This window comes from Bifidobacterium apis, assembly GCF_036986835.1.
Lineage (GTDB): Bacteria > Actinomycetota > Actinomycetes > Actinomycetales > Bifidobacteriaceae > Bombiscardovia > Bombiscardovia apis_A.
This window is the reverse complement of record NZ_BTXD01000001.1, coordinates 541875-554843: the sequence shown is the minus strand read 5'-3', so window position 1 is coordinate 554843 and position 12969 is coordinate 541875. Positions and strand designations below refer to the sequence as shown.

The 12969-nt window shown below is 59.4% G+C and carries 13 protein-coding genes and 1 tRNA gene; 5 read left to right on the top strand and 9 right to left on the bottom strand.

All coding sequences use genetic code 11. The features are described from left to right. Window positions 1-4 precede the first annotated feature (4 nt). The 7 genes from orn to rpmE all read right to left on the bottom strand — a co-directional run bounded on the left by orn (window position 5) and on the right by rpmE (window position 6798). Window positions 5-706: an oligoribonuclease gene (gene orn, locus AACP62_RS02290; protein ID WP_339346037.1), complete on the bottom strand. Its 702-nt coding sequence runs from the start codon at window positions 704-706 to the stop codon at window positions 5-7. A gap of 194 nt (window positions 707-900) precedes the next feature. Then, on the bottom strand, window positions 901-2448 hold the full coding sequence (gene guaB / locus AACP62_RS02285; RefSeq protein WP_029678705.1) for an IMP dehydrogenase: 1548 nt from the start codon (window positions 2446-2448) through the stop codon (window positions 901-903). A 66-nt stretch (window positions 2449-2514) separates the two neighbouring features. After that, window positions 2515-3705 (bottom strand): MraY family glycosyltransferase, encoded by a 1191-nt coding sequence (locus AACP62_RS02280; protein WP_029678706.1) that lies wholly within the window; start codon window positions 3703-3705, stop codon window positions 2515-2517. Next, on the bottom strand, window positions 3702-4349 hold the full coding sequence (locus AACP62_RS02275; protein ID WP_339346034.1) for an L-threonylcarbamoyladenylate synthase: 648 nt from the start codon (window positions 4347-4349) through the stop codon (window positions 3702-3704). The genes AACP62_RS02280 and AACP62_RS02275 overlap by 4 nt, the downstream gene beginning before the upstream one ends. 88 nt (window positions 4350-4437) lie before the next feature. Next, window positions 4438-5370, bottom strand: coding sequence for a peptide chain release factor N(5)-glutamine methyltransferase (gene prmC, locus AACP62_RS02270; protein WP_339346032.1), 933 nt, complete (start codon window positions 5368-5370; stop codon window positions 4438-4440). A gap of 23 nt (window positions 5371-5393) precedes the next feature. Next, entirely contained in the window at window positions 5394-6482 is a 1089-nt protein-coding gene (gene prfA / locus AACP62_RS02265; protein ID WP_101432704.1) for a peptide chain release factor 1, read from the bottom strand. A gap of 103 nt (window positions 6483-6585) precedes the next feature. Next, window positions 6586-6798 carry a 50S ribosomal protein L31 gene (gene rpmE / locus AACP62_RS02260; protein WP_015022244.1) on the bottom strand — a complete coding sequence of 71 codons (213 nt, stop codon included), beginning with the start codon at window positions 6796-6798 and terminating at the stop codon, window positions 6586-6588. A 207-nt stretch (window positions 6799-7005) separates the two neighbouring features. Between rpmE and AACP62_RS02255 the strand changes: the two genes are divergently transcribed. Next, window positions 7006-7779 carry a (S)-acetoin forming diacetyl reductase gene (locus AACP62_RS02255; RefSeq protein WP_198205596.1) on the top strand — a complete coding sequence of 258 codons (774 nt, stop codon included), beginning with the start codon at window positions 7006-7008 and terminating at the stop codon, window positions 7777-7779. Between the two features lie 87 nt (window positions 7780-7866). Here AACP62_RS02255 and AACP62_RS02250 read toward each other — a convergent pair whose 3' ends face one another. Then, entirely contained in the window at window positions 7867-9078 is a 1212-nt protein-coding gene (locus tag AACP62_RS02250; protein ID WP_339346029.1) for a MalY/PatB family protein, read from the bottom strand. Window positions 9079-9218: 140 nt separating this feature from the next. On the opposite strand from AACP62_RS02250, the gene AACP62_RS02245 reads away from it, so the two are divergent. The 4 genes from AACP62_RS02245 to AACP62_RS02230 all read left to right on the top strand — a co-directional run bounded on the left by AACP62_RS02245 (window position 9219) and on the right by AACP62_RS02230 (window position 12659). Beyond that, complete coding sequence (locus tag AACP62_RS02245; RefSeq protein WP_198205598.1) at window positions 9219-9995, top strand: helix-turn-helix transcriptional regulator; 777 nt, start codon at window positions 9219-9221, stop codon at window positions 9993-9995. A gap of 1121 nt (window positions 9996-11116) precedes the next feature. After that, window positions 11117-11467, top strand: a complete 351-nt coding sequence (locus AACP62_RS02240) for a hypothetical protein (protein WP_339346028.1) — start codon at window positions 11117-11119, stop codon at window positions 11465-11467. A 2-nt stretch (window positions 11468-11469) separates the two neighbouring features. Next, window positions 11470-11670 carry a hypothetical protein gene (locus AACP62_RS02235; protein ID WP_339346026.1) on the top strand — a complete coding sequence of 67 codons (201 nt, stop codon included), beginning with the start codon at window positions 11470-11472 and terminating at the stop codon, window positions 11668-11670. Between the two features lie 95 nt (window positions 11671-11765). After that, window positions 11766-12659, top strand: a complete 894-nt coding sequence (locus tag AACP62_RS02230) for an Ltp family lipoprotein (protein WP_339346025.1) — start codon at window positions 11766-11768, stop codon at window positions 12657-12659. A gap of 174 nt (window positions 12660-12833) precedes the next feature. On the opposite strand, the gene AACP62_RS02225 is transcribed toward AACP62_RS02230, so the two are convergent. Further along, window positions 12834-12907: transfer RNA gene (locus AACP62_RS02225), tRNA-Ile, on the bottom strand. Between the last annotated feature and the right edge of the window lie 62 nt (window positions 12908-12969).

Here is a 12969-nt window from a genome sequence, read left to right as displayed (position 1 = left end):
CCTGTCAGTAGTCGGTCTTCTCGGGCTTGTTGGCATCCTCGACAGGATTGCCGGACTCTTCGTAATGGCGCAGAAGACTGGTCTGCTCGATCTGTTCCGCCCCGGCCTTGGACTGGGCCTGGTCGGGTCCGGGAGCCGGAAGGAAGAACATGGAGCGGTAGTAGCGCAGCTCGTCCATGGACTCGATGATGTCGGCCAGGGCCCTGTGGCCGCCATGCTTGGCCGGCTTGTTCTTGTAGACGTCCGGGTACCAGCGGCGGGACAGCTCCTTGAGGGTGCTCACGTCAATGACCCGGTAATGAAGAAGAGCCATCAGATCGGGCATGTACCTGTCGAGGAACTTCTTGTCGGAGCCCACCGAGTTGCCTGCCAGATGGGCCTTGCCGTTCTTGGGCAGGAAGGGCTTGACATACTCGATCACCTGACGCTGGGCTTCCTCCAGGCCCAGTCCGGTCTTCATCTCCTCGATAAGGCCGGAGGAGGTGTGCATCTTCCTGACGAAATCCCCCATATGGTCCAGGGCCGCCTGGGAGGGCTTGATGACCAGGTCGATGCCCTTGTCCAGAACCTTCATGTTGAAGTCGGTGGGAACAACGGAGACCTCACACAGCTCGTCATGGAAGATATCCAGACCGGTCATCTCGCAGTCTATCCAGATCATGCGGGATTCCTCCGCAGAGAAAGTCAGATCATTCTTATCGCTCATCTGTACGCCTTTCAGATCCGGGTCGGGCCCCGGATCGCTCCTTCCGCCGCCTTGGACGGAACATTACAAGATACCGCCAGCACGTGACCGGCAGAGGATTCGTCAGCCCGTCCCACCGGACCGTAACGGGCACGAGATATGCAATCGGCGCAGGTCCTGATGAGATCCTGCGCCGATCACCCGCCTATGTAGGCTTAGTTGTGGAAGCCTGAGTAGTTGGGGGCCTCCTTGGTCATGACGATGTCATGGGGATGCGATTCACGCAGACCGGCATCGGTGATCCGAATGAACCGGCCCTTGCGCTGCAGCTCGGGGATGGTGCGGGCACCGGTGTAGAACATGGTCTGGTGCAGGCCGCCGACCAGCTCGTAGAGTACGTAGTTGAGCGGACCACGGTAGGGCACCTCGCCCTCGACACCCTCGGGCACCACCTTATCGGAGCTGGTGACGTCGGCCTGGAAGTAGCGGTCCTTGGAGTAGCTCTTCTTGCCGCGAGGGGCCATGGCACCCAGGGAGCCCATGCCCCGATAGACCTTGTACTGCTTGCCATGCAGGAGGACCTTCTCACCAGGGGCCTCCTCAGTGCCTGCCAGCAGACCGCCCAGCATGACCGAATCGGCCCCTGCCACGATGGCCTTGGCGATGTCTCCCGAGTAATGGATTCCGCCGTCGGCCACCAGAGGGATACCGGCAGGGCGGCAGGCCAGGGCGGCGTCGTAGACCGCGGTCAGCTGGGGCACACCCACGCCAGCCACCACACGGGTGGTGCAGATGGAGCCGGGGCCCACACCGACCTTGACCGCGTCAACTCCAGCATCGATCAGTGCCTGGGCGCCCTCGCGGGTAGCCACATTGCCGCCGATCACATCCACATGGTCGAAGGCGTGATCAGCCTTGATCCGGCGAATCATATCCAGCATGAGCTTGGCGTGGCCATGGGCGGTGTCCACTACCAAGATGTCTACCCCGGCATCGGCCAGGGCGGTGATGCGCTGCCAGGCGTCACCGAAGAATCCGACGGCGGCGGCCACGCGCAGACGGCCGCGCTCATCCTTGGTGGCTTCGGGGTACTGCTCGGTCTTGACGAAGTCCTTGACGGTGATCAGCCCGGTCAGCTTGCCCTCGTCATCGACCAGGGGAAGCTTCTCCACCTTGTACTTGGCCAGAAGCTGGTGGGCATCCTCCTTGGTGATGTTGGACGGACCGGTGATCAGGTGGTCCTTGGTCATGATGTCGCTGACCTTGAGCCGGTCGAAGTCGGCGGGATTGACGAAGCGCATGTCACGGTTGGTGATGATGCCCACCAGTCGCTGCCGACGATCCACCACAGGCAGACCGGAGACCTTGTAGGTGGAGCAGAGCTTGTCCAGGTCGGTCAGCGTGGCATCCGGGGTGACGGTCAGGGGGTCGGAGATCATACCGGACTCGGAGCGCTTGACGATGTCGACCTGATTGGCCTGATCTTCGATGCTGAGATTGCGGTGGAGGACGCCGATGCCGCCGTTACGGGCCATGGCCACAGCCATGGTGGCCTCGGTGACGGTGTCCATGGCGGCCGAAAGAACCGGGGACTTCATGGTGATGTTCCGAGTCAGCCGGGTGGTGGTGTCTACCTCGGAGGGGATGACATCGGATTCGTTGGGCAGCAGAAGGACGTCGTCATAGGCCAGACCGATTTTCTGGAAGGCGTCGGGCAGTTGAGTGTAGGAGGAGGGTTCGCTTTGTGGGTTTTCCATAGCCATAGCACCATGCTACAAGTGCTTCTTGACCGTTAAGAGTATCGTGTCCGTACTGTTTCATCCAGCGAATCAGCTGTCCTCATTGTTATCGTGGCGGCTCCTGCGATGCCAAGGCGGTCTGGCAGCATGCTGCGAGCCCTGGGCGGCAAGTAGGGCGTTCTCGCGCCTGATCTCGGGAAGTCGACGGCGGTAGTAGGGGTAGAGGGTGGCGAAGGTCAGCAGTATGGCGGCCAGGCCCAGACCGATCAGGACATATCGCAGACGGAAGAAAAGGATAAAGAGCGAGCCGAAGGCGATCAGGGCGGCCCAGCCCCAAAGAATAAGGACAGCGGAACGAACCGTGTGACCGATGCGCAGCATACGGTGGTGCAGGTGCATGCGGTCGGGGTGCATGGGGGATTGCCCGTGGCTGAGCCTTCGGACGATGGCCAGGCACATGTCCAGAACAGGCAGGAAAAGCACCAGGATGGGCAGAAGAATGGGCATGAAGGCCGGCAGATAGATGCTGGCATGAATGGTGGCCGGATCCAGCCGGCCGGTGACCACAATGGAGGCGCAGGTGATCAGGTATCCCAGCAGCATGGATCCTGAGTCGCCCATGAAGAGCTTGGCCGGATGCCAGTTGTGCAGGAGGAATCCCACGCAAATGCCCACCATGGCCACGTCGATCAGCGTGGCCAGGGAGGCGTAGTCGGGCGAGATGCGGGCGATGATATAGGAGTAGATGGCGAAAGCGATGCCTCCTATTGCCACGATGCCTGCAGCCAGGCCGTCCAGCCCATCCACGAAGTTGACCGCATTGATGGAGGCCACGATCAGGAATGCCGTGATGGCCATGGACAGGCTGGGCGAGGCCGCCACCAGGGATCCCAGAGGCAGGGAGATGATCTGGATACCGCCCCAGGAGACGAAGACCGAAATCAGCAACTGGCCGGCCAGCTTGAGCATCCAGTCCAGATCCCAAAGGTCGTCGGCTATACCCAGCAGGCAGATGGCCACGGCCCCGGCCAGGATGACCCAGGCCTGATGGCCGGACTGGAAGAGGCCTGTAATGAAGGGAATGCGGGAGGCGAAGCACATGGCCACCGCAAAGCCGATCAACATGCCCAGGCCGCCCATCCTAGGGGTGGGCACCTTATGTACGTCGCGAGCGCGGACCACGCCTACAGCGCCGACACGGATGGCGAGGTGACGAACCATGGGCATGACCAGCCAGGTGGCCCCGCCAGCGATGGCAGCAATGAACAGGTATACCCTCACTGGCCCTCACCTCCGCTGGACCGGCCCGGCAGAAGGGCACGGACCCGGGCCTCGCCGATTACGCCCTGCCGCAGCACATGTATTCCGTCAGGATCAGTCTTGTCGGCTTCCACCACCGTGCTGGCCACTGAACCCGGGGTCGGCCCCCCGTCCAGGTAAAGGTCGACGCTGTCACCCAGCTCGGCTCTGGCCTGCTGGACGGTTTCCACGCTGGGATTGCCCGATCGGTTGGCGCTGGAAGCGGCCAAGGGCCCGGTCACCTGCAGGAGCGCCCGACAGATGGGCGAGTCAGGAACCCTGACGGCCTGGGTGGGACCATCGGGCTCCATCCGAGGGGTGCGCAGGGGGCAGGACCTCCCCACAAGGGCGATAGGCGAAAAGGGACCCGGCAACAGGGCGTCGGCCAGGCGATCCAGAGGCGCAGGCAGGCTAAGATCCAGCCGGTCCATGGCCTCGACCCCCTCCAGCAGCACCTGAATGGACTTGGTCCTGGGACGATGCTTGGCCCGGAAGAGCCTATCGATGGCCGCATCATTGCATGGATCACAGACGATGCCATAGACCGTGTCGGTAGGAATGACCGCCAGTCCTCCGGCAGCCACCACCCGGGCCAGCAATTGCGGCGAGCGACTGTCATAGGTCATCACCCGGCTCATACCCTGCATCACGACCTTTCGGCTCGACATGTTCACGTGACCAGCTACTAATCTATCCCAGGACCACGGCAGGCCGCTAGGACGCGAAGACTGGCCGCCGGGCTGTCAGGTAACGGTCTCGACCAGTCAGGTCCTGATGGGTGCGTGCCTCAAGGTACCCCCTGGCCTGTGCAGCAGCGACCATGGCCGGTCCCTGGGAGACGTCATGCTCCATGACCAGCAGACCGCCGGGAGCCAGCAGGATTTTGGCCCTGTCCAGAATGCGGCAGGGCAAAAGGCATCCGTCAGGCGAACCGCCATAGAGGGCCAGGTCCGGATCCCAGTCACGCACCTCAGGCTGGCTGGGAATCGCATCCATGGGGACGTAGGGAGGGTTGCTGATGACCAGATCCACCCGGCCATCCAGATCAGACAGGGTGGCGGGATCCGTGGCATCGGCCAGCATCAGCTGATAATCGGATCCAACCTCCCGGATGGCGGCCTCCTGAGCGGCGGCGTTCAACGCGCCCCACCGATATGCCTCCTTGTCGACCTCCACGGCCCGGACCCGCACTCCTGGAACCTCTGTGGCCAGGGACAGGCCGATAGCCCCACTGCCCGAGCACAGATCCACTGCCAGTGGATGATCCACCCTGGTCAAGGCATCCACTCCCGCCTGGACCACCGTTTCGGTCTCAGGACGGGGAATAAAGACCCCCTGTCCCAGGCGGAGATCCAAATAACGGAAGTAGGCATGGCCAAGAATGTACTGCAGGGGTTCGCGTCCGGCCCGCCGTTGCAGATGGGACCGATAACGGTCCAGGGCCGCCGACTGAAAACCATCAGCCTGTCTGCGACCACCTTCATTCGTCAGCAGTTCCTCAGCTGTCCGGTCCAAGAGCAGGGCCTGATCCAGCTGATGAAGATCGCATCCAAGGGCATCGGCCAGCAGCAGCCTGGCATCATTGAGCGGCGTAGGCACACCGGCCTGGGCCAGCAGGCGATGGCCCCTATCGACCAGCTCAGCCATACTGGTCCCATGCTCCTGCTGATTCACCCCTGTGATGCCATTCTGCGGGCCTCATCGGCCTGAATATCGGAGTCGATAACGGCCTGCAGGTCGCCGTCCAGCACCTGTTCCAGGTTGTAGGCCTTGTAGCCGGTTCGGTGGTCCACGATCCGGCTCTCCGGGAAGTTGTAGGTCCTGATACGCTCGGACCGATCCAGGGAACGGACCTGGGAATGGCGCATGTCGGCGGCCTGGGCGGCCTCCTCCTCGTGCTTCATGGCCAGCAGACGGGACTTGAGCACCCGCAGGGCAGCCTGGCGATTCTGTATCTGGGATTTCTCATCCTGCATGGAGACCACGATGCCGGTGGGAATGTGGGTCATGCGCACAGCCGAGTAGGTGGTATTGACGGACTGTCCTCCCGGGCCGGAACTCATGAAGATGTCAACCTTGAGGTCCTTGGGGTCGATCTCGATCTCGTCGTCGTCCTCGTCGGCCTCAGGAAAGACGATGACTCCGGCGGCTGAAGTCTGAATGCGGCCCTGGGACTCGGTGACGGGAATACGCTGGACCCGATGGACGCCGCCCTCGTACTTGAGTGAAGCCCAGACGCCGTCGGCAGGAGCCACCTGGCCGCGAGCGCGAATGGCCAGCTGGGCATCCTTGACCCCGCCCAGCTGAGTACGGTTCTCACTCATGATTTCGGTGGTCCAGCCACGCTTTTCGGCATACCGCACGTACATGCGCATCAGATCGCCGGCGAAGAGGGCCGCCTCCTCGCCGCCGCTGCCGGCCTTGATTTCCATGATCGTGTCGCGGCCGTCATCGGGGTCGCGCGGAATAAGAGCGGTGCGCAGGGTCTGCTCCAGGTCCGGTATCCGGTCAGCCATGGCCTTGGCCTCTTGCGCGAAGTCAGGATCCTCCCGTGCCATCTGCTCGGCCGCCTGGCTGTCTTCCAAGGCGCTCTGGTAGGCCTTATAGGCTTCAACAATGGGAGCGAGCTCAGCATGTCTGCGACCCAACTTGCGGATCTGCGCCGGATCTGAAGCCGTTTCGGGTTGACTCATCTGCTTTTCCAGGCGACCGTACTCCTCGACGGCAGCCACCGCCGCCGGAAACTGCTCCTCGCTCATCTGCACCCTTCCCGTCCGCTTATCCGCATGGTTCAAGTCATAAAAAACGCCAGTCCCCACCGGGCATAGCAGAGCGACCCGGAAGGGACTGGCGTTGGAAGTGCTACTTGGTCCTCTTGCCGTAACGGGCTTCGAACCGAGCCACGCGACCACCGGTGTCCAGAATCTTCTGCTTGCCGGTGTAGAAGGGGTGGCAGTGCGAGCAGACATCAACCGTCATATGATCGCCGGGAGCGGTCGAACGGGTGATGAAGGTATTGCCGCACGAGCACGTGACCTCAACGGGATGATAATCGGGATGAATTCCCTGCTTCATGGTTACTCCTAGATCCAAGGGCCCCGGGTCGACCGCCCCTGTGGCGGACGTGAACCGGCAACCGCGTAATAGTCTAGCGCAACCCGAAGAGATTACGGCACCCTTGCGCCACACGCCGAATCCGCCAACCGGTGTGGCGAGCCGAGCGCCCTTTAGAATCAAACAGTCGGGCCGACCGGCCCGGCAAGGCGACAAAGGAGGGCAGCAATGCAGCAGGAAGTAGCGTTCATTACAGGGGCAGCCCAGGGAATCGGCGAGGCTATTGCCCGCCGTCTGGCCAAGGATGGATTCGCCGTGGCCGTGGCGGATATGAATACAGACAAGGCCCAGGCAGTGGCCAACTCCATCAATCAATCAGAGGGACGGGCCATGGCCGTCACCCTGGACGTGACCGACCGTGTCCAGGTGCGCTCAGCCGTCGAGAAGACCGCCACCAAGCTGGGCGATTTCAATGTGATCGTCAACAACGCCGGCCTGGGACCGACCACCCCCATCGAGTCGATCACGCCGGAATTGTTCGACAAGGTCTACCACGTCAATGTGGCGGGAACCATCTGGGGAATGCAGGCCGCCGTTCAGGCCTTCCGCGATCGGGGCCACGGGGGCAAGATCATCAACGCCGCCAGCCAGGCCGGCGTGGTGGGCAACCCCAACCTGATGCTCTACTCCTCCACCAAGTTCGCCATCCGCGGCCTGACTCAGGTGGCTGCACGCGATCTTGCCAAGGAGGGCATCACCGCCAACGCCTACGCCCCCGGCATTGTCAAGACGCCCATGATGATGGACATCGCTCATCAGGTCGGGGTCAACGCCGGCAAGGATGACGAGTGGGGCATGTCCACCTTCTCGGACGGCATCGCCCTGGGACGGCTTTCCGAGCCGGAGGATGTGGCCAATGCCGTAGCCTTCCTGGCCGGGCATGACTCCGACTACGTAACCGGCCAGACCCTGATTGTGGACGGCGGCATGCAGTTCCAGTGAGTCTGTAGCAAGGCTTCGTCCACATATGATGGACCCTCGCCAGCCGGTTCTGTCCGACAGCGAGGGTCCATGTTCATTTAGAGATCATCAGGCGTTGAAGACGTACTTGTCCAGACGGCCCATGGCCTCCTGGACACGGCTCAAGGGCAGGGCCAGGTTCATGCGGATGGCGCAGGGAGCCTTGAACTGCCGCCCGTCCTGGACGGCCACACCCACATCCCAGGCACGCTTGAGCAGCTGGTCCAGGCTCAGATTGTGGTCCTTGCACCATTGTGTGCAATCAAGGAAGAGCATGTAGGTGCCCTGGGGCTTGGAAAGCTCGACTCCCTCAAAATGCTGCCGGATGTAATCGTAGGCGTAGTCCACGTTATCGGTCAGGACCTGCCGGAGTTCATCCACCCACTCCTGGCCTTGGGGCCTGTAGGCCCCGATCAGAGCATGCATGGACAGTACGTTCATGTCGTTGTAGTGGGCCTTGGACCCCTTGGCCACAATCCTGTCACGCAGGTACTTGTTGTAGATGATGTGGTAGGAGCCGACCAGCCCGGCCAGGTTGAAGGTCTTGCTGGGCGCGTAGAAGGCAGCTGTCCTGTTGCGGGCATCCTCGCTGACCGACTGGGTGGGGATGTGCTTATGGCCCGACAGGATCAGATCTGACCAGATCTCGTCGGAGATGACCACGCAGTCGTTCTCCTTATATACCTCCATGGCCTTTACGATCTCCCACTTCTCCCAGACACGGCCGCAGGGGTTGTGCGGGCTGCAGAAGACCGCCACATGAATGTTGTTTTCCTTGAGCTTGCGGTCCATATCCTCGAAGTCCATCCTCCAGACGCCCTGCTCGTCCTTCTTCAAGGGGCTGTGCACAATGTGGTAGCCGTTGTTCTCAATGCAGGACGTAAAGCCGACATAGGTCGGGCTATGGAGCAATACCGCATCGCCCGGAGCAGCAAAGGCCGTCAAAGTCGAGACGACGCCGCCCAGGACCCCGTTCTCATAGCCGATGTCCTCGGCCGTCAGGCCCTCCACGCCATTGCGGGTGCGCTGCCAGTTGATGATGGCGTCGTAGTACTCGTCAGTGGGATTGAAATAGCCGAAGGCAGGATGCTTGGCACGCTCGATGATGGCCTCGGGTATGGTCGGCACCGTAGGAAAGTTCATATCGGCCACCCACATGGGAATGACATCGAAGCCCTCCTTGGGAGGGTCGGGGGCGAATCCGGGCTCGGCGCCCAGGCAGTCAACCGCAATGGCGTCCTTACCGTGCCTATCCATGATGCTGGTGAAATCGTATGTCATAGTCAACCTCTCATCCCGTGCAGATGCGCTCGCAGCGACCTTCCGCCAGTCTACAGCCGTGGGCTCCGCCCGAGTGTCTGCGTCCAATACCAGAGCAGCGATGCTACTATCTGGCTTTAGTCAGTGGATGGGGTGACAAAATGAGTGCATCAAAGCCCGTTTCATCTTCTCTACAGCTTTTCGTCCCGCTAGTGGACTTCCTGGGTAAAATCCTCGGGCCCAAGACGGAAGTGGTGCTTCAGAACGTCAGGGATTTTTCACATGCGGTGGTTGCCATAGCCAATGGCAATTTGAGTGGACGCACCATAGGCAGCCCAGCCACCGACCTGGTCCGGCACATCTGGCAGAACCACGAATACGACCAGCACAACTATCTGACCCATAACACGAGCTACACCGTCCAGGGACACCCTATGGTCTCCTCTACTCTGTTCGTGCGAAATTCTAGGGGACGGGTGATCGGCTTTCTCTGCATTAATTTTGACAATTCCGCCCTCCGACAGGCCAGCCAAGAGCTCAGACGGGCCAGTGCTTATCTGGATGCTCTCGGACTGTCCGATCCTGCTGCGGAGCTGAACGACGATGCGACCGCCCCAGAAGAATCAGACGCCGAGACCGGGACCGACCAATCGACCCGTGAAATACTCTCCGTCAACACAGACGAAGTGGTGACGCATAATATTGCCAAGTTCGCCGCAGAACTTGGTATTCCTCCGGCAAGGATGAACCGGCAGGAGCGAATGCAGCTGATTACGCGACTGGATGGGTCAGGGGTCTTTCTGGTCAAGGGCTCAGTGGACACGGTTGCTCGAGCTCTGGGGATCTCCTCCCCCAGCGTCTACCGCTATTTGCATACGATACGCAATGCTGCTGCGGGCCCTGATCAGAGCACTTCGGCTCGCCCTGCTCAGCTTTGACACACCCCCTCCAGGGTGTATGATTAAGAACAGATATACGGGGGACGTATACACGATGGACCTACAGGGGTTGAACTATTTTCAGCTCCAGAGGAGATGTACATGCGTATAGTTTCCCGGCATATGCCGACGGCTCCTACTCGAGCTCGTCCCTTATTCTTTTCCCTGATAAATTCTCATACTTAGCGGTTCTACGGAAACGCTTCCGGATTATTGCGACATGCGCAGATCTTATGGTTGTCTACGTATGCACGCTTGGGGCACCGAAGAGTGGATATACACCGAGGATGCCCTATGATCCGACATAAAAAACGCGCCTAGCTCTTTTCCCCCGGCTTACATGTGAAGCCGTACATTCTGCATCGGTGAATCATGGATGCTAGAGCTAGGCGACGAGAGGATGGCCCCGACAATAGCCGGGGCTGTCCTTCTACTAAGACTATCAAGAAAGTTCGAGGCTCAAAACCCTCATGGCTTTCGCTGGCAGTCATTGAAGACGTGAACCAGTGTTCAGGCAAAAACCTTGAGCTCTTAATTCAATCCACTAATAAAGCCCCGGAACTTTCAAGGTTCCGGGGCTTGCTTGTGTGGGGCCTCAGGAGCTTGAACCCTGGACCGAACGATTATGAGGCCGTGAGTGGCTTCCCTTTTTTATGTCCTGTAGAGCCCTTCTCTGGGCTTCACTCGAGCATCTGTGCGAACGCTTTAAAGATACGACAGGACATGATAAGCGTCAATTTGGTCCGTATATGCCTGAGTGGCAACTCGCATTTTGTTGAGTCTGCGGTAGTGCACCGAGATCTGGCTCCTAAGCCATGCCGTCTGCGAGGCGGCTCTTGTCTGTGACTTGCCCCGCTGTACCCGACCCGCAGGAGATGACAAAACGATACATCAACTGGTATTATTGCTACTTTTTGCCCTCAAACAATCTTTGAGAAGCCTTCTGTTGGCTACCGTCAAACGATTACCGAATATGGCACGGATCGTCGTATTCACAGTCTGGTCACACCTCGTGTTCGCTACACCTGAACAATTCAGGAAACATCCAGAGAACTATGCAATTCGGCCGCTCCTGATAACCTGCTGATAATCACCGAAGACGCAAGGAGAGGACGAATGAAATGGGACTATTCGGCGGAAATCAGGATGTGCAGGAGCGTTATTACAATCTCCCGGTCAGCACTGTGTACGACGGGATGAAAGGGATGCTAGAAAAGTCAAGACGCTTCGCCCTTAAGCACGCCGACGATCTATCCTGCACCTGCACTTTCAACACCGGCATCAGCATGACCACATGGGGCGAGAAGATGACAGCAGTCGTCTCCCCCAGCGGAGACGGAGCGAAAGTCAACGTCACTGTGGCGGCGAAGATTGGTGGCAACGCCGTATGGCAGGGTTCCAAGAACGCGAAGAACCTCACTACCTTCTTCGACAGCCTTTCCGAGTACTTGCAGTCCCATATGGGAAAGTAGCCATGAAGATCGGCATGCGTACCCCTAGCCCCAGACGCTCATTCAAGGCGCGAACCACGGGCAAGTGGAAGCGGCAGGCGAAGAAGGCCCTCATCCCCGGCTACGGGAAGGAAGGCATGGGGTGGATACGGAACCCCAGGAAAGACGCCTGCAACAAGATCTACCGGAAGACCACGTTCAGCATCTGGGGCCTGTTCAAGTAAGACAAAAAAAAAATGAGCCCCGCTCCGGCAGGGCTTTTCCCATGCCCGCGAAGCAGCTTGCTGGTCGGCAGGTCAATAGCAGCTAAGGTAGTTGTATGAGCAAGAGAGTTCTTGGTTTCATTATGTGCTGTGGCTTGATGGCAAGCCTTGCCAGTTGTGCGCCTAAAAACACAACCGCAAAACCGAAACCATCAAGCGACTCCGCAGACTCCTTGTATGACCAGCGTCCCTTGTTCTTCTCATGCAGTGTAAAAGATGACAATGGCAACGACGTTAAAAACGATAAAGGCGAGACCAAGCTTATAACCATTAAAAATTACAAGGATTCATGGAAGTACCCGTCGCCGCTCGACTGTATGGCCCAGGGAGAAACACCAGACCCCACCGAGGAACAGAGAACAGCCTTGAGCAAGGTCCAAACAAAGGACGACGCCTCCGACGCGGACGATGGATTCACACGCGTGTTGGCAGAATGCGCCAGCACCACAGGATACCCAATCGACGGGCGCAGCGACACGAACAAGGATCCAGACAAGAACCCCTTCGCCAACGCAGAAGAAGCCAAGGACGGATACAAGGTCCTAGCTTTCTGCCCAGACCACCCCCAAGCGGCAAGGATCAAACGAAACGCCGACCAAGCCTCATCCAATGATGCGCGGGGCAGCGCACAGCAGAAAGAAATCCCAGCCGAGCACCAATCCGCTCTATCGAAGGCTCAAGACTATTCAAGCATTATGCACATGTCCAAGGAAGGTATCCGCGAACAGCTATCAAGCGAGAACGGAGAGAAATTCTCTCAGCAAGCCGCTCAATACGCCGTAGACAACCTCCAAGCTGATTACAACGCCAATGCCCTTGCCAAAGCCAAAGAATACCAGGAGACCATGCATATGAGCCCAGCAGCCATCCAGGAGCAGCTCACCAGCCAGTACGGAGAAAAGTTCACGCCGGAGGAAGCGGCTTACGCCGTGCAGCACCTCAACCAGTAGCCAACCGCTACAGATCCGGCCCCGCTCCGGCGGGGCTTTTTCTATGTCTGCCCTACCATCCCGGTTTTCCCGTGCAATATAGTATACATTTAGTATACATTTTGAGTCCGAACCCTATCCCAGCAGATATGAGAAAACCTCCGCAGGCTTTGTGCCTGCAGGGGTTTCGTAGTGTGGGGCCTCAGGGGCTTGAACCCTGGACCGAACGATTATGAGTCGTTTGCTCTAACCGACTGAGCTAAGGCCCCGCGCCGACCGTATCGGTCAGAGTCATGGTATCAAAACGACTCGTCATCAGCCAGGTCCGGGT